16 protein-coding genes are annotated in these 16,380 nt (G+C 36.6%); 12 read left to right on the top strand and 4 right to left on the bottom strand.

The genetic code is table 11. The features are described 5' to 3' along the window. The 3 genes from MRZ19_RS00965 to MRZ19_RS00955 are packed head-to-tail and all read left to right on the top strand — an operon-like array spanning position 1 to position 3,574. Complete coding sequence (locus tag MRZ19_RS00965) at positions 1–816, top strand: TIGR00282 family metallophosphoesterase (RefSeq protein ID WP_291029438.1); 816 nt, start codon at positions 1–3, stop codon at positions 814–816. A 9-nt stretch (positions 817–825) separates the two neighbouring features. Continuing rightward, positions 826–2,712, top strand: coding sequence for a menaquinone biosynthesis decarboxylase (locus MRZ19_RS00960; RefSeq protein WP_291029436.1), 1,887 nt, complete (start codon positions 826–828; stop codon positions 2,710–2,712). A gap of 13 nt (positions 2,713–2,725) precedes the next feature. Then, the gene (locus MRZ19_RS00955; protein WP_291029434.1) at positions 2,726–3,574 is read left to right on the top strand and encodes a S1-like domain-containing RNA-binding protein; all 849 of its coding nucleotides are present in this window, start codon (positions 2,726–2,728) and stop codon (positions 3,572–3,574) included. Here the strand turns inward: MRZ19_RS00955 and MRZ19_RS00950 are convergent. From MRZ19_RS00950 to exbB, 4 genes are all read right to left on the bottom strand, one after another. Further along, positions 3,571–5,724: a WD40 repeat domain-containing protein gene (locus tag MRZ19_RS00950; RefSeq protein WP_291029432.1), complete on the bottom strand. Its 2,154-nt coding sequence runs from the start codon at positions 5,722–5,724 to the stop codon at positions 3,571–3,573. The genes MRZ19_RS00955 and MRZ19_RS00950 overlap by 4 nt on opposite strands. A 109-nt stretch (positions 5,725–5,833) precedes the next feature. Next, a complete protein-coding gene (locus tag MRZ19_RS00945) occupies positions 5,834–6,547 on the bottom strand; it encodes an energy transducer TonB (protein WP_291029430.1) in 714 nt (237 codons plus the stop codon). Continuing rightward, the gene (gene exbD, locus MRZ19_RS00940) at positions 6,544–6,933 is read right to left on the bottom strand and encodes a TonB system transport protein ExbD (protein ID WP_291029428.1); all 390 of its coding nucleotides are present in this window, start codon (positions 6,931–6,933) and stop codon (positions 6,544–6,546) included. The genes MRZ19_RS00945 and exbD overlap by 4 nt, the downstream gene beginning before the upstream one ends. Then, entirely contained in the window at positions 6,930–7,358 is a 429-nt protein-coding gene (gene exbB / locus MRZ19_RS00935) for a TonB-system energizer ExbB (protein WP_291029426.1), read from the bottom strand. The genes exbD and exbB overlap by 4 nt, the downstream gene beginning before the upstream one ends. 182 nt (positions 7,359–7,540) lie before the next feature. Between exbB and MRZ19_RS00930 the strand changes: the two genes are divergently transcribed. The 9 genes from MRZ19_RS00930 (at position 7,541) to nadC (ending at position 16,379) form a co-directional block, all read left to right on the top strand. Continuing rightward, positions 7,541–9,625 (top strand): TonB-dependent receptor, encoded by a 2,085-nt coding sequence (locus MRZ19_RS00930; protein ID WP_291029424.1) that lies wholly within the window; start codon positions 7,541–7,543, stop codon positions 9,623–9,625. Between the two features lie 99 nt (positions 9,626–9,724). Continuing rightward, positions 9,725–10,540, top strand: a complete 816-nt coding sequence (locus tag MRZ19_RS00925) for a peptidylprolyl isomerase (protein WP_291029422.1) — start codon at positions 9,725–9,727, stop codon at positions 10,538–10,540. Positions 10,541–10,605: 65 nt separating this feature from the next. Then, complete coding sequence (gene efp / locus MRZ19_RS00920) at positions 10,606–11,169, top strand: elongation factor P (RefSeq protein WP_291029420.1); 564 nt, start codon at positions 10,606–10,608, stop codon at positions 11,167–11,169. A gap of 8 nt (positions 11,170–11,177) precedes the next feature. Beyond that, positions 11,178–11,777, top strand: a complete 600-nt coding sequence (locus tag MRZ19_RS00915) for a DJ-1 family glyoxalase III (RefSeq protein ID WP_291029418.1) — start codon at positions 11,178–11,180, stop codon at positions 11,775–11,777. Then, positions 11,774–13,012, top strand: a complete 1,239-nt coding sequence (locus tag MRZ19_RS00910) for a murein transglycosylase domain-containing protein (RefSeq protein ID WP_291029416.1) — start codon at positions 11,774–11,776, stop codon at positions 13,010–13,012. The genes MRZ19_RS00915 and MRZ19_RS00910 overlap by 4 nt, the downstream gene beginning before the upstream one ends. Continuing rightward, complete coding sequence (locus MRZ19_RS00905) at positions 13,012–13,725, top strand: arginyltransferase (protein ID WP_291029414.1); 714 nt, start codon at positions 13,012–13,014, stop codon at positions 13,723–13,725. Before MRZ19_RS00910 ends, MRZ19_RS00905 begins: the two co-directional genes overlap by 1 nt. Positions 13,726–13,727: 2 nt before the next feature. Continuing rightward, complete coding sequence (locus MRZ19_RS00900; protein WP_291029412.1) at positions 13,728–14,534, top strand: phosphatidylserine decarboxylase; 807 nt, start codon at positions 13,728–13,730, stop codon at positions 14,532–14,534. A 10-nt stretch (positions 14,535–14,544) separates the two neighbouring features. Next, on the top strand, positions 14,545–15,540 hold the full coding sequence (gene nadA / locus MRZ19_RS00895; RefSeq protein WP_291029410.1) for a quinolinate synthase NadA: 996 nt from the start codon (positions 14,545–14,547) through the stop codon (positions 15,538–15,540). A gap of 11 nt (positions 15,541–15,551) precedes the next feature. Beyond that, entirely contained in the window at positions 15,552–16,379 is an 828-nt protein-coding gene (gene nadC, locus MRZ19_RS00890; protein WP_291029408.1) for a carboxylating nicotinate-nucleotide diphosphorylase, read from the top strand. Position 16,380 lies beyond the last annotated feature (1 nt).

Below are 16,380 nucleotides of genomic sequence, written 5' to 3'. Positions count from 1 at the left end.
ATGCGCTTTGGATTTATTGGTGATATTGTAGGTAGGGTTGGTAGGAATCAAGTTGCGCGTTATGTGAAGGAAGTAAGGCAGGATTATTGCCTTGATGTTGTGATTGCAAATGGGGAGAATGCAAGCCACGGGTTTGGATTAACAGGTAAAAGCATTGCCGAGCTTCAAGGCTATGGGGTGGATATTTTTACAGGGGGGAATCACACTTGGGATAAAAAGGAGGTTATCGCATTTTTAGCCCTTGAAAACTCTAGCGTGTTGCGTCCGCATAATTATCCTAAAGGTGTTGTTGGAAGTGGCGTGTATAAGGGGGATGTGGAGGGGGAAAAATTTGCGGTGTTAAATTTAATGGGGCATTTTGGTATGCCACAATGTGATAATGCTTTTATCTGTGCAAATGCTACCATTGAAGCCTTGCAAAAGGAAGGGATTAGGAATATTATTGTGGATTTTCACGCGGAGGCTACAAGTGAGAAGCGTGCGATGTTTATGATGCTAAAGGGTAAAATTGCAGCGATTTTTGGCACGCATACGCATATTGGAACAGATGATTTAGAGATTTTTGAAGGAAGTTTTGGCGTGAGTGATGTGGGAATGAGTGGAGCTAGGGAAAGTGTGATAGGAATGGAGTGTGAAGAGCCTATTAATCGCTTTTTAACAGGGATTCCTAACCGCTTAAGTGTGCCAGAAAAAAGCGGAATCCCTAGCATTTTTCAAATGATTGTATGCGAAGTGTGTGAGGGAAAATGCGTAGAAGCCTTTAAATTAAAGGCAATAGATAATGGAAGGATAGAGAAAACATTGATTGCAAAATAAGGAGTGCAAATGCGACAAACCATTGATAAGCTAAAAGCAAATAACGCGCTAAAAGTGATTAGTGAGCCTTTAGATGTGGAGTTAGAGATTCCACATTTAGCGTATTTAGAAGTTAAAAGCAGGGATTCTAAGGCGTTGTTGTTTGTTAATCCTGTGGATAAGGCTAGGGGTGTGCAGTATGAAACGCCTGTGCTTATGAATCTTTTTGGGAGTTTTAAGCTTGTAGAATTGCTCCTTGGAGATGTGGAAGCTCAAGCAAGTGAAGTTGCAAGGCTACTTAAACTAAAGCCCCCTAGAAGCTTTAAGCAGGCTCTAGCTTTGCTTCCTGGTCTTTGGAATTTGCGCAACTTATCGCCTAAGATTTTAAAGGGTAGGGGCTTGTGCCAAGAAGTGATTAAGCAAGGCAGTGAAGTGGATTTAGAAGCAATTCCTGTGCTTAAAACTTGGAGTGATGATGGCGGGAGATTTATCACAATGGGGCAGTGCTACACGCAAAGCCTTGATGGAAGTGTGCGCAATCTTGGAATGTATCGCTTGCAGGTGTATGATAAAAATCATTTAGGGCTGCATTGGCAAATCCATAAAGATAGCGTGCATTTGCTAGAAGAATATCGCAAGGCGGGTAAGAAAATGCCTGTTAGCATTGCTATTGGTGGAGATCCGCTTTATACTTGGTGTGCCACTGCGCCACTGCCTTATGGAATGTATGAATTAATGCTCTATGGCTTTATCAAAAAGCAAAAGGCAAAACTTGTGCGTTGCGTCAGTAATGATTTATGCGTGCCTTATGATGCGGATTTTGTGATTGAGGGCTTTGTAGAGCCTACAATGCGTGATGAAGGGAGATTTGGCGACCACACTGGGTTTTACACGCCTATTGAGCCTTATCCTGTGCTTAAAGTGTGCGCGATTACTTCTAAGAAAAATCCTGTGTATCTAGCCACTGTGGTGGGCAAGCCCCCTTTAGAAGATAAGTATTTAGGCTATCCCACAGAGCGAATCTTTTTGCCCTTATTGCAAACAACAACGCCGGATTTAGTGGATTATTATATGCCTGAAAATGGGGTGTTCCATAATCTCATTTTAGCAAAAATGAAGGCACGCTTTCCTAATGCTGCAAAACAGAGTATGCACGCCTTTTGGGGAGTGGGGCAGATGAGTTTTGTCAAACACGCAATTTTTGTAGATGAAAATGCGCCAAAACTTCAAGATTTAGAGATTATCCCTTATCTCTTAAATCGCTTTAGCGTTAAGAATTGTTTAATTAGCGATGGTGTGTGTGATGCGCTAGATCACGCTTCTCCTGAGTTTGCAAGGGGGGGGAAGCTAGGGGTGGATTGCACGCAAGATTATGCTAAGGATTTAAAGGAATGTGAAGTGCTTAGTGATAATGCTTTGCAAGAGATTTTAGCAAATGCGCTAGAAAAAGGCGTGGAGGTTAGGCGCGTTAGGCAAATTTACACAGAGACGAAAAATCCTATCGTCTTAGTTGCGGTGGAGAAAAAGGATTCCATAACTCAGGCGATTTTAGGATGTAAAAAGTTGGAATCCAAAAATGATTTAGAGGGCTTAAATGATTTAGAAGTCTTGCAAAAGCACGCGCGCATTGTTGTGGTTGTGGATAACGCAAAAAATGATTTAGAAAATTTATATATGCTACTTTGGCGTGTGGTGAATAATATTGACGCAAAGCGCGATGTGGTGATTTTAGATTCTATTGTTTTCATAGACGCAACAGATAAAGATGTGCGTGATGGGCATTTTAGGGAGTGGCCTAGGGAAACGGATTGCTCCATAGAAGTGCTAAGGGGCTTGGAGGCTAAGGGGCTTTTAAAAGATTATGGGGATTTAGAGAAGTTTTATCGCGCTTTTCATATTGATAAATCTTATAATTAATGTGGAATAGAGATTGAAAAGTATTGGATTAGTTAAAACGCTTGAAATTGTGCGTTTTGCAAAGCAGGGGGCGTATTTGCTTGATGTTGATGAGGTGTTGCTTCCTAATGTTTATGTGCCAAGCGGGGCAAAAATTGGCGATAAAATAGAAGTGTTTTTATACACAGATTCTAGTGATCGCCCTGTGGCAACAACGCTTAAGCCAAAGGCGCAAAGAGGGGAAATTGCAGTGTTAAAAGTGGTGGATAAAAATCATTTAGGCTGTTTTTTAGATTTAGGAGTTGCTAAAGATGTGTTTATGCCAACAAAGATTCCACAAAATTATCCTATTGGCAGTGAAGTGGCGGTGTTTTTGACTTTAGATAGAGAGAATCGTTTGCTTGCAAAGGAGAATATTAAGCCCTTTTTGTGTGATTTTAAGGCGAATTTAAAGACATTGAAAATGGGGGATAAAGTGGAAATTCTACCTTTTAGAAAAACCCCATTAGGCTTTGAATGTGTGGTGAATGGGGAAAATTTAGGCTTGCTTTATCATAATGAAATTTTTGGTGAGTTTGTGCTTTATACGGCTAGAGAAGGTTATATTAAGCGGATTTATCCCAATGGAAAATGTGATTTAAGCTTAAAGCATCCTTTGTCTAAAAATGATAAAAAGTTGGAATCCAAAATACTCTTAGAATTGCTTCAGGTTAAGGGAGTGCTAGAGTTAAACTATGATAGTAAACCCTTAGAAATCTATGCGCAATGTAATATGAGTAAAAAGGCTTTTAAGCGCGCATTAAGTGTATTGATTAACGAAGGAAAAGCAGTGCTTGAAAATAACAGAATTAGGAGTGCTCATCACCAAAAAGGCGGAATCTAAAACGATTCTTGGGTTTCCATTACAATCAAGGATTTTGCCATAGGTTCAATAAGAGAGCATTGCAGAGCGTCTTTTTTGGATTCTAAAATATGTTCTAAAATGGGATATAATCTTAATTCTTTCGCAACTTTTATAATGTCTTCATCTTTGCCATAGCGTTTAATGTATTCATTGAAGCTATCGTGCCAATTAATGTTTTTTGAGCGTGTTGAGTTGTTGGATTGGAATTCTTTTAGATAAGCGGCTTTTAAAAGTGTGTTAATTTTTGTTCTTAAATTGCCAATGGTTGTATAGTCTTTTAGCAGCTCTAGCACAATTTTTGGCTCTCCGTTTGTTGCTGCTTTAAATGCTTTGTCAAAGATGTTTAAAAATGCATCATAAAGTGTTTTGAACTCTTGGAGATTTTTTAATTCAATGCTTGTTTCTGCTAGATTAAAAGCTTCTTTTATGTTGTTGTCTGCACAAGCTTTTAAGAATTTTTCCTTAAGATGAAGAGTTTTGAGTTTTGCATTGGTGATATCTTTAAACAAAGGAATATTATTGAGGTATTCGCATAATTTTAATGCTTGTGCGATCTCATTTTTCTTCTCAAGTATGCTTGCTTGTTTGAGTAGATTTCTGCTTGTATAGATGGCTTTTTTGTAAGTTTTAGTTTCTTTTAAGAAGTGAAATTTCTCACATAAGGAAAAGTAGGGAACAATATTTCTATTTTTATAGGCTTGCTCTGCTTCTAAAAAGACATTTGCATTATTGAGCAACAGCTGTATGTCTCCTTTTTTGGATTCTACACTAGCAAATACGCTTAAAAGTTTTTTTGCTTTGTTGATGTTTAGCGTAGCATCTTCGATAAGAAGAGTTTGGCAGGTGTTAAAAACTTGTTGCCAAAATTGCTCTATTTTTTCGTAGGCTAGAGTATTTTTAACAGAAGGGTATTTTTCTGCAAGAGCATAGGCTTTAATGTAATTTTTTTCTTCTGCTGTATCAATGAAATCTGCTATGTAATGGATTTGTTCTAAGCAAGTGTTAAATTCTTGTTTTTTTTCTAAATCACGCATAAAAGGATCAACTAATGTAACTGCTTCTTCAACCGAGTTTTTAGACAACAAAACAATAGCTTTTTTTAAGGCTTCTTTCCATTGTGCATCTAGTTTTTCTTTGTAGGTTTTTAAGGTGCATAAAAAGATATTATCCTGATAAAACATTGCTGTAATATCCCTTAGGTTGCCAATTTCTAAGATGCGTAAGAAGGCTTCCATTTGAAATGCAGTATCGTAGGATTCAATGACGCCATCGCTATACCCTAAAAATAAAAAATTTTGATAAAAATGCATAGCGGTGATTCCTTGGTGTCTAACCCTTAAGGTTTCTACAAGCTTATTTGAGGAGATTCTTACGAGATATAAGAGATTATCTCTGGAGCCAATGAGGGCAAAATCTGTATTTGGGATTCTTTTGCAAAGTGTAAGCCAAGTGTGTTTGAGTTGATTTTTGCTAAGGATTTTATTTTCTATTAAGTCATATAGGATTGTTTCGCCATCGCGTGTGATGCAAAAAATTCTTGTGTTATCTTTGTCAAAAAGTGCATCTTCAACCACGCTACTAAATGTTATTTTAGTGATGATTTTATCATAGGGGATATCTGCTACAATAAGTTCGCCACTAAAGCTGGCTCCTAGGGCATAATGCTCATCATCGCTAAAAGAAATCGTAGAAACTGCATCAGAAAAAGGCGAGGAGCTTAATAGAAAATTATAATTATCTCCATAATACACAACAATTCTTCCGCATTCCCCTCCGGTTGCTAAGTAGGTATCATTAGGGGAAAATACAGCATTGGTGATTTCTTTTTTTTGCCAAGTTAGTGACTCTAGTTCTCTGATGTTTTCTTCTAAGCTAATTACAGACCCTACATTAGATCCGCTAAAGCCAATTGCAAAGCGTTTTTGTTGATTGGCAAAACCTACTGCTTTACTAAAGTCAAAAAGAGGATGTTTATTGCTTTTAAGGGAGGTGGATTGTTCTAGAGTTCTGCTTTTATGCGAGAATACATAAACATTATAGCGATTATCAATAGCATAGATTTTATTTTCATCCGCGGCAATTCCTAAAACACTATCAGCAATGGAAAAGGTATCTTTTAGAGGAAGCATTGTGTATCCTTTAATGTTTTACAAATTGATCTAAATTTCTAAATTTTTATTTCTATAACAGAAATCATTAATAAATCATAAAATGCACTTGAAAATTACGGGTTCTCTCTTAAAATCTTTTTAGCATAAAAACAATGGGAATTTGTAAATGCACATCGTTTGTGTGCGCTGGGAAATGCAGTGATGCTTTTTGGATTGTTTTCAGTGCGCTTGCATCAAGGATGGGGTGACTAGAGCTTTTGCGCACTTTTAAATCTTTGAGAATTTTGTCTTTTGTCCATAAAAATTCTACTATCACTTCGCCTTGTATGTGCATTTTTCGTGCCTGTCGTGGGTAGCTTATATTAGAATCTATTGCTTGTTTAACTGCTTTTAAGAAGGGGTGGTTGTCTTTTCCAAAGGATAGAATTTCAACAAACTCTTCAGTTGGAATAGGGGATACTGCTGGCATTTGGGATGTGTGAGGTTGCGGAGTGGCAGTGGGGTTAGAAGGCTGTGCGGGAGGGGTTTGTTTATAGGTTTTGGCAGGATTTTTGGAGGGAAGCTCTTTTGGTTTTTTGGGAATGGGTTTAGGCATTTCTTGTGTTTTAGGCTTTGTTTGGGGTTGTATGGGTTTTGGTTGTGGAGTTTGTGTGATTTTTGGAATTTCTTGAGTTTTTGGAGCTTGGGTAATGAATTGTTGCATTGCTAGATTGAAAGATTCTTGTTTTTGAGGAGCAACTTTAAACACTGAAATGCTATATAGGAATCCTAAAAATAAAGGTAAAAAACAAAAGCTTGTAATGTAAAAGGCTTGAGATTTGTGGTTTAGAAATATGTTCATTGTGCTTTCTCTGTTATGATTTGGAAGTTTTCGTGATGGTTTTTGCGCAAAATATCAATGACTTGAATAAAGCTGTCAAATTTTGCATTTTTATCGCTTTTAAGTTCTATGGCTGTTGTTTTATGTGTGGAATCTAATTTGGTTTGAATCTCTTGTAGATTGGATTCTTTTCCATCAAGAAAAAAGATATTTTCTGCATTAATTGCAATTTGAATCTTATCTTTATTGGGCGTAGATTGCGTGCTAGAATCTGTCTTTGGAAGCTCTAGTTTAATCTCTCCGTGTGCAATAAAAGTAGAGATACTAAGCACCATTGCTAAAAGCACTAAAATAATATCAATGAAGGGGATAATGTTTAACCCTTCTGTTTTTTGCATTTTTATCATAATTGCTCTTTGTTTGCTTTATAGCGTGTGCTTAGGAGATTTACTTTTCTAAAAAGAGCATTATAAGCCATAAGACTAGGAATTGCTACTAATAATCCAAGCGCAGTTGCTTTAAGGGCTAGAGATAGCCCAACAACGATAGATTTCACATCAATGTTTCCACTCATCCCCATATCATAAAAAGTTATCATAATTCCAATTACCGTGCCAAGCAATCCAACATAGGGGGCATTGGAATAGATAATGTGTAAGGTTGTTAGATTTTCTGTGATGGCATCATCAAAACTATCTTGAGAGCTAAAGTCTTTAAGATTTAATTTTCTAAAAAATAATAAACGCTCAATCACGCACCAAATGGCAATAAAAGCCATTAAACCTAAGATTCCAAAAATCACAATGTCAATGTAGGACTTGAGAATTTCCATTGCATAATTTCCTTGAGCTTTAAGTATTTTAAGAATTAAAATTATAAAGATGGAAACTTATATAATAATTAAAATCATTATTGTTAGTCTATGATGTTTTTATTTAATATTAATAACAATTATTATAGTATTTAAATTGTTAAAAATATTTTTAACTAAAAGAATATAACAAAGGATGTTGAATGTATAAAAGTTTCGTTTTAATTCCATTAGCAGGGCTTTTGATTCAAGGAGTATATGCGCAAACAGAGAGATTTTTATTAGAAGATTCTGTTGTGAGTGCTTCAGGCTTTGAGCAAGATATTAAAGAAGCTCCAGCAAGTATTTCTGTGATTAAAAGAGGGGATTTAGAAAGTAAGCCTTATCGTGATGTTGCGGAGGCGATTGCTGATATACCGGGTGTGGATTTGTTTGCAAGTAAGGGAAAAACAGGTTCTTATAATATCACAATGCGTGGAATCACAGGTTACACTTTAATTTTAGTGGATGGTAGAAGGCAGAGTGTTGGAGGGGAAGTTGGACCAAATGGATTTAATGAGGTTACTTCTGCATTTTTGCCACCCATTTCAGCCATAGAGCGCATAGAGGTTATTAAAGGACCTATGAGCACGCTTTATGGTTCTGATGCGCTTGGTGGTGTTGTGAATATTGTAACGAAAAAAACACCACAAAAATGGGGAGTTAGTCTGCAAACTGAAGCATTGTTCCAACAGGATTCATCGTGGGGAAATACTTATGGTGTAAGTGTTTATGGGAGCGGACCTATTAGGGGGGATAAACTTGGATTAACTTTAAGGGCTAGAGAGTTTTATAGGGCAGGTTCTGATGTAACTTATACAAGACCTGATGGGAAAATCTTAGAGGCTAATCAAGCGCAAAGTCCCACAAGAGCTAATAATCATAATGTAGGAGTCCGTCTTGATTATTTATTGCGCCATCAGGATAGCATAACCTTTGATGTGGATTATTCTAAGAGTATTTTTGATAATGCAAATGGGCAACTTGGGACGCTTACTAAGCCCCTAAAGAATGGGGGTTTAACAGGTGGTTACACAAAAACTATGCAGATTGATAAGCTTGTAACATTTTTAAGGCATCAAGGGATTTATGAAAGTTTTACTTTAGATTCTGCGTTGCAGTATAATCGTGTAACAAACGATGGGCGTGAGGTTGTAGGGCTTTCTACACAGCCACATTTAGGGAAGAATAGAGATATTATTGCTGAAGACATTATTGCGGATATGAAGGCAATTTTGCCTTTAGGGGAGAGGAATATCCTTAGCACAGGGATAGAATATCGTGTAGAAAAAATGCAGGATAATATTGCAAATCCTACAAAATTTGATCAATATCTACTAGGAATCTTTGCTGAAGATGAATTCTCTTTATCTCAAAATGCGCATTTGACTTTTGGTGCGCGATATAATAAGCACGAAGTCTTTGGAAATAATCTTTCTCCGCGTGTGTATTTTGTGTATAACCCTAGCCAAGCATTGACTCTAAAAGGGGGAGTGGCAACGGGTTTTAAAGCCCCGCAACCTAATCGTTTGATTGCTGGATATTATAATTTTTCTGGGCAGGGAAGGTTTCCAGTTTATGGAAATCCAAGCTTAAAAGAGGAAACTTCTTTAAACTATGAGTTGGGTGCTATTTATAATTGGGATTCCTATTATCTTAGTGCCACAGGGTTTTTGACAGACTTTAAGGATAAAATTTCAAGCACTAGTGTTAATAAAGGAGGGCAAATTTCTAGCATAGGAGAATGCACTTATGATAGATGTTTTCAAGCAATTAACCACGGAGAAGTGCGCTATATGGGTTTAGAATTAGCAGGAGGAGTAACATTTTATGAAAAACTCAATGCTGATATTTCTTATACTTACTTGGATTCTGAAGTGCAAGAATCTTCTATTAAAAAAGACATTGGCAAGCCAGAGAGGAATACTTTAAAGCATAATATTGTTTCAAAGATAGGATATAAGGTGCATAATTTCCATCCTTACATTAAAGGGCAATGGCAGGGTAGGAGATATACAGGGGGAGATGCAGCCATAGGGGATTATTATAAAAATGTTTTTTTACTAGGTGTTGGGATGACTTATGCCATTAATGATGCTTGGAAATTGAATGTTGCTGTGCATAATTTATTGGATAAATCCTTTACAGATAGTTTTGTGCAAGATAAAGAGAGGAAAACTTATGTTTCACAATACAATCGCATTGAAGAGGGAAGAAGACTTTGGGTGTCTTTAACTGGGAGTTTTTAGGATTTAAATGGGGCTATTTCGTCTGCATAAAATTAATATTAATTAAACATTTAAATATTTCAAGGTAAAATTTCGCAAATTTTATAAAAAGGTTCAGCAATGAAAAAAATTCTTGTAAGCTCAGTGATTGCGTTTGCATTATTGCAAAATGCGAGTTTTGCCAAAACTTATGCACAGGTTAATGGTTCTGATGTTACAGACAAAGACATTGCAGCTTTGATGCGTGCAATGCCGGGTGTTGCCTTTGATCAATTGCCGCAAGAAGCAAAAACACAAATCATTAACCAAGCAATTGAGCGTAAATTACTAATTGAGCAAGCCAAAAAAGAAAAAATACAAGATTCAAAAGAATATAAAGAAGCCATTACTAACATTGAAGATGATTTAATGCTTGAGGTTTGGATGCGTAAGCAAATGGATAAAGTTAAAATTCCAGAATCGGAGATTACAAAATTTTATAACGAAAATAAAAGCAAATTTGCGCAACCTGAAACCGTGAAAGTGAGCCATATTTTAGTCAGTGGTGAAGAGGAAGCAAAAGCAATTATTGCAGAGCTTAAAAAGGCGGGTAAAAATGTTGCAAGCAAGTTTGATGCACTTGCAAAAGAAAAATCTAAGGATAGTTCTGCAAGCAATGGTGGAGAGTTGGGCTATATCGCAAAAAATCAGGTTGTGCCTGAGTTTGCAGATGCTGCATTTAAGCTCCAAAAGGGAGCATACACAACAGCTCCTGTAAAAACACAATTTGGTTACCATATTATTTTAGCTGAAGATAAGAAACCAGCAGGAACAATTGCTTTAAAGGATATTAAGGGGCAGATTGAGCAACAACTAAAACTTCAGAAGTTCCACGAAGAAGTAAAAAAAGAAGGTGAAGAGCTACGCAAAAAAGCTAAAATTGAATTATCAAAGTAAAAATAAGGCTATTCCATTAGGATAAGTGTTTTAAAGAGTGTAAATAAGATTTAAAAAGGAAAAATATGGCGTATGCAATGGGAGATTTAAAAAAGGGCTTAAAAGTTGAGCTAGAAGGGATTCCTTATAGAATCACAGAGTATCAACATGTAAAGCCGGGCAAGGGGGCGGCGTTTGTGCGTGTGAAAATGAAGTCGTTTTTAGATGGCAGAGTGCTTGAAAAGACTTTTCACGCAGGAGATAAATGTGAAGAGCCGAATCTACAAGAACGCTCTATGCAATTTTTATACCACGATGGCGAGTATTTTCAGTTTATGGATAATGAAAACTATGAGCAAATCGGACTTGATGAAAATCAAGTGGGTGAAGCGGCAAAATGGATGATTGATGGAATGGTAGTTAGCATTATGTTCCACAATGGTAAGGCAATTACGGTGAGTGTGCCACAGAGTGTTGAGCTAAAAATTACAGAAACTCCGCCAAATTTTAAAGGCGACACAACAAGTGCGGGTAAAAAGCCCGCTACGCTTGAAACGGGTGCGGTTGTGCAAGTGCCTTACCATGTGTTAGAAGGGGATTTAATCCGCGTTAATACAGAGACAGGTGAATATTTAGATAAAGTAAAATAGGATAATGTATGGCAGTAAATGTTTTGGTTGTCTTAGCAAAGGGATTTGAAGAGCTTGAAGCAATTAGCGTGATTGATGTTTTAAGGCGTGCAGATTGCAATGTGATTGTAGCCAAAGTGGAAGCAAATGTAGAAGAAAAGTTGGAATTTAAAAATGATATTTTGGATTCTAACTTGATTGTGGAATCACAAAAGGGTGTGAAAGTTGTTGCAGATAAATTTTTAAATGCCGTAGATTGCAAAAGTTTAGATGGGATTGTATTTCCCGGGGGTTGGGAAGGCACGCAAAATCTAATTGCTTCTAGCATCCTTAAAGAAGTGTTGGAAAAACTTAATGCAAAAGGTAAAATCATCGCTGCAATTTGTGCAGCACCCTTAGCACTCTTTAAACACGGAATCTTAAAAGAGCAATCCTTCACTTGCTATCCTAGCATTGAAAAAATGATTGAAAATCCACACTACAAAGCCGATTCTAATGTGATTCAAGAGGGCAATGTTATCACTTCAAGAGGTCCAGCAACGGCTTTGGAGTTCGCCTTTTATCTAGCGAGTGTTTTTGTGGGTAAGCAAAAAACAAAAGAAATACAAGCTGAAATGTTAGCCCTTTGAAACCCTCTTTTAAAACTTTAAAGATTTTTGGCATTAGTGTTATTTGCATAGTTTTGTTTAGTGGCTGTCTGCTAGGCTATCGGGATTTAATTTATAATCCTAGCTTTTTAATGGGTGAAATTTCAAAAGAGCAAGTGGTTAAAAAGGTGGTAGATTACGCATTAAATCCTGAGCAGCTTGAAAAAGACATTGCAAATTTGCAGGTGAATTTCAAAAAAGTTGTTGCAGTTTTAACGCAAAAAGTAGCAAAGCAATGGGGTGAGAATAATGCTCCTACTGCTTCACAAGATGTTTATGTGAAATACACAGATTCTTATCTTTCACGCGCACAAGTGGATTTTGCTAAAGGTGTGATTTCTGTTGCGACTTTGGATACAAAAGATCCTAAGGCATCTTTAAAGAAAGCAATTGTAACAACATTGCTAACTCCAGAAGATCCCGAGCAAGTGGATTTGTATTCGGATAAAGAAGTTTCTTTTAAGGGTAAGCCTTATTTGGCAGATTTGGTAAAGGATAATGAAGGTAAAGTTGTGCTTTATCCTTGGCGCGCAAATCGCTATGCAGACTATCTTCTTGCAAATCAATTGCAAACAAAACAAATCATAGAAAAAGGGGAGAGTAAAAAGGTTTATTATGTGCAATTTAATATGGTAAAAGATCACGCTATTAAAAGCGAGCATAAATATGGTGAGTATGTTGCGCTTTATGCAAAGGAGTATAACTTAGAGCAAGCATTGATTTTTGCTATTATTAAGACAGAGAGCAGTTTTAATCCTTATGCTGTTAGCCATATTCCAGCTTATGGGCTTATGCAAGTAGTCCCCGGGAGTGCTGGCAGAGATGTATATAAAGCTTTGAATAAAAAAGATGGAATCCCAACTAAAGATATGCTTTTTACTCCAAAGACTAATATTCAATATGGTTCAGCGTATTTAGACATTCTCTTCACGCGCTATATTAAAGGTGTCAATAATGCACTCTCTCACGAATATTGTGTCATTGCGGCGTATAATACAGGAAGTGGAAATGTGTTAAGTGTGTTTGATAAGGACAGGGCAAAGGCAGTAAAAATCATTAATTCTATGACTTCAGCAGAAGTGTATAGGAAGTTACGCACTTCCTTAAAATACGAAGAAGCTAGAAATTATCTCCATAAAGTTACAAATGCTAAAAAAGATTTTCAAAAAAATGCGTCCATACCGCAAAATACAGGATTAAATATTAGCTTAAAATAATGGAAGTGTATGAGCTAGCCCAGGATCTGCGTCCTTGTAGTTATATTGCAAATTTTGAAGCAAGGTTTCGTTATTTTTACATAAAAGATTGCACGATTCCTTTTTATGTGCATTTGCTAGAGCGTGGTTGGAGGCGTTTTGGAAATTACTTTTTTGTTCCTATTTGCACTGCTTGTGAGGCTTGTGTTTCTATGCGCCAAGATTGTGAAAAGTTTGTGTTTTCAAAATCCCATAAGCGTGTTTTAAAGCATCCCATAACCTTACAAATTAGGCGTCCTTGGGTGAGTAAAGCGCATTTAGTGCTTTATGACAAATACCACCAAAAGATGCAGAGTAAAAAGGGCTGGGAATATCATAAGATTACACTTGATGCTTATTATAATACTTTTGTGCAAGGGTTTTTGGATTTTGGCTATGAGTTTGATTATTATATGGGGAGTCAGCTGATTGGTGTTGCGTATGCAGATGTGATGGCGCAGGCAATTTCAGCGGTGTATTGCTTCTATGACCACGATTTTGCGCAATATTCTATTGGAACATATTCCATTCTTAAACAAATAGAAATCGCAAAAGAGTATAATATTAAATATCTTTATCCGGGTTATTGGATACAAAATCACGCATCAATGGGCTATAAAGAGCGTTTTAAGCCTTTTGAAGTTTTATGTAATCGTCCAAATTTAGAAGAAAATCCCCTTTGGGTAAGGGAGTAGTTTTGCATTATACAAATTATATCTCTTTTTTGTTTGAGAAGTTTGCTTCTTGCGCTTTTCCGCCATTGATTCAAAATTTAATCAATCGCATTTATGTTAGGATTTTTGATATTAAGCTTGATGAGTTTGATACGCTTGCAAATTATCCTACACTCAATGCACTTTTTACGCGCTCTCTTCTAAAAATGCGTAATTTTGATACAACGCAATCCTATATGATTTCCCCTTGTGATTCCGTGATTATGGAGTTTGGGGAATGCACAGAGAATTGTGCGATGCAAATTAAAGGAAAGCCCTATTTCGTGAGTGATTTTATAAAAACAAGACTAGAGGAGGGCTATGCTTATGTTAATTTCTATCTCTCACCTAGGGATTATCACCGCTTCCACGCTCCGCTTAACTTAAAGATAAAACGCTTAGAGTTTATTGCAGGGCGGCTTTTAAGTGTGAGTGAAAAGGCACTTTTAAGGTATAATGAAGTGTTTAGCAAAAATAAGCGCGTTGTGCTAGAGTGTGAAGATGATTTTGGTGCTACATTATATTTTGTTGCTATTGGTGCGCTAAATGTAGGGAGAATCCAAATTAACTTCGCACCTGAAGTTGTGGGATTTAAGGAGTCTAAAACGCTACTTTTTCACACACCCATTGCTGTAAAAAAGGGCGAAGAGATAGGAAGTTTTTTAATGGGTTCAACCATTGTTTTGTTGAGTAAAAATTGGAAGTATGATTTAAGGCTTAAAGAAAAAGTCTATTTTGGTCAATGTATTGCTAAAAAGATTGATAAAAAGTTGGAATCCAAAATGACATAAGGATTAGAAAATGAAAATGCGTATTAAAGAGTTATTAAAAGAACTTGACGCACTGCTTGTTGCGCATTATTATCAGCGCGATGCAGTGGTGGAAATGGCGGATTTAACAGGCGATAGCTTAGAGTTATCACGCAAGGCAAGTGCAAGTGAAAAATCAAAGATTATCTTTTGTGGGGTTGGCTTTATGGGGCAGAGTGTGAAGATTTTAGCTCCAAAAAAACGCGTATTTATGCCAAAAATTGCTTGCTGTTCTATGGCTAGAATGATTGATAGCGATTATTTTGATACTTCTATTGCGCAATTAAAAGAGTATGGAATTGCAGAAATTTTTCCCGTAACTTATATTAATTCTAATGCCGAGGTTAAGGCAAAAGTTGCAGAACTAGGTGGTGTGGTTTGCACAAGCTCTAATGCTTCTAAGATTTTAGAATACGCACTCAAACAGAAAAAAAAGATTTTCTTTTTGCCCGATTATTGTTTAGGGCAGAATCTTGCGCACCAAAATGGGCTAAAAAGTGCGATTTTAGGTGTGGATAGTGTGGATAAAGTTAGGGATGCAGATGTGGTTTGTTATCACGGATTTTGCTCTGTGCATCAACTCTTTAGCACAAAAGACATCGATTTTTATCGTGCAAAATATCCGGGGATTTTAATTGTTGTGCATCCAGAATGCAAGCCTGAAGTCGTAGAAAAAGCAGATTTTGTGGGTTCTACAAGTCAGATTATTAAATATGTGCAAGGGTTAGATTCTAATCAAAAAATTGCCGTTGGGACGGAGTTTAACTTGGTAAATCGTCTAAGACCAAAAGTTAATGGAATCCAAAACACCTTTGTGCTGAGTGCTACAAAGCCAGAGTGTCCAACAATGAATGAAACAACGCTTGAAGATGTGTTGAAATGTTTGGAGTCTCTTAAGGAAAATAAGCCTTTTAATGAGATTTTACTTGATGAAAACATTGTAAAAAAAGCAAAACAGGCATTGGATAAAATGTTAGAATTATCTTAAAAAGGAAAAAGATGCACAAAATTTTATTAGATGATTTTTTAAAAGAAGTGCTTAAAGAAGACATTGGGCGTGGGGATTTGTATATGCGTATGCAAAATCATACAGAAATTGAAGCCTATATCATCGCTAGAGAAGAGGGGATTCTATCGGGTAAAATGTATGTGGAGCGTTTGTGTGAGCTTTTAAACACAGAATGTCAATTTACCTTTGAAGATGGAATGCCTTTTAGAAGAGGTGAAAAACTTGTAACTTTCAAGGGAAAAATGACAGAGATTTTAAGTGCAGAGCGCACAATTTTAAATCTCTTAGAGCATTCTAGTGGGATTGCAACACTTACGCATAAATTTGTGCAAAAGCTTGAAGGCACAAATTGTATCTTGCTTGATACGCGTAAAACGCGCCCGTTGCTTAGGGATTTTGAAAAATACTCCACGCGCAATGGTGGTGCTATCAATCATCGCTTAGGATTAGATGATTGTTTGATGTTAAAAGATACGCATTTAACAAGGATTTTAGCGTTAAATAAATTTGTCAAAGACATTCGCAAAAAGATTCCATTTACCGCAAAGATTGAAGTAGAATGCGAGAATTTATTGCAGGCAAAGGAAGCATTAGAAGCTGAGATTGATATTTTAATGTGCGATAATATGGACATTGAGAGCATTAAAGATGTTGTCAAAATGCGCAATGCAATAGCTCCAAATGTGCTTTTAGAAGCCAGTGGCAATATCACGCTAGAAAATGTCTTAGAGTATGCAAAAAGTGGAGTAGATGCGATTTCATCAGGTGCGATTATCCATCAAGCAGTTTGGGTGGATTTGAGTATGAAAATTGATTAAT

It is taken from the genome of Helicobacter sp. (assembly GCF_022770205.1).
GTDB lineage: Bacteria > Campylobacterota > Campylobacteria > Campylobacterales > Helicobacteraceae > Helicobacter_D.
The sequence above is the reverse complement of the archived record's forward strand: the minus strand, read 5'-3'. Positions and strand labels throughout refer to the sequence as shown.

Bases quoted from the DNA above. Each gene is read 5' to 3' on its own strand.
- MRZ19_RS00965 (WP_291029438.1), top strand. From the start codon at position 1: ATGCGCTTTGGATTTATTGGTGATATTGTAGGTAGGGTTGGTAGGAAT.
- MRZ19_RS00960 (WP_291029436.1), top strand. From the start codon at position 826: ATGCGACAAACCATTGATAAGCTAAAAGCAAATAACGCGCTAAAAGTG.
- MRZ19_RS00950 (WP_291029432.1), bottom strand. From the start codon at position 5,724: ATGCTTCCTCTAAAAGATACCTTTTCCATTGCTGATAGTGTTTTAGGA.
- MRZ19_RS00945 (WP_291029430.1), bottom strand. From the start codon at position 6,547: ATGAACATATTTCTAAACCACAAATCTCAAGCCTTTTACATTACAAGC.
- exbD (WP_291029428.1), bottom strand. From the start codon at position 6,933: ATGATAAAAATGCAAAAAACAGAAGGGTTAAACATTATCCCCTTCATT.
- exbB (WP_291029426.1), bottom strand. From the start codon at position 7,358: ATGGAAATTCTCAAGTCCTACATTGACATTGTGATTTTTGGAATCTTA.
- MRZ19_RS00930 (WP_291029424.1), top strand. From the start codon at position 7,541: ATGTATAAAAGTTTCGTTTTAATTCCATTAGCAGGGCTTTTGATTCAA.
- MRZ19_RS00925 (WP_291029422.1), top strand. From the start codon at position 9,725: ATGAAAAAAATTCTTGTAAGCTCAGTGATTGCGTTTGCATTATTGCAA.
- efp (WP_291029420.1), top strand. From the start codon at position 10,606: ATGGCGTATGCAATGGGAGATTTAAAAAAGGGCTTAAAAGTTGAGCTA.
- MRZ19_RS00915 (WP_291029418.1), top strand. From the start codon at position 11,178: ATGGCAGTAAATGTTTTGGTTGTCTTAGCAAAGGGATTTGAAGAGCTT.
- MRZ19_RS00905 (WP_291029414.1), top strand. From the start codon at position 13,012: ATGGAAGTGTATGAGCTAGCCCAGGATCTGCGTCCTTGTAGTTATATT.
- nadA (WP_291029410.1), top strand. From the start codon at position 14,545: ATGAAAATGCGTATTAAAGAGTTATTAAAAGAACTTGACGCACTGCTT.
- nadC (WP_291029408.1), top strand. From the start codon at position 15,552: ATGCACAAAATTTTATTAGATGATTTTTTAAAAGAAGTGCTTAAAGAA.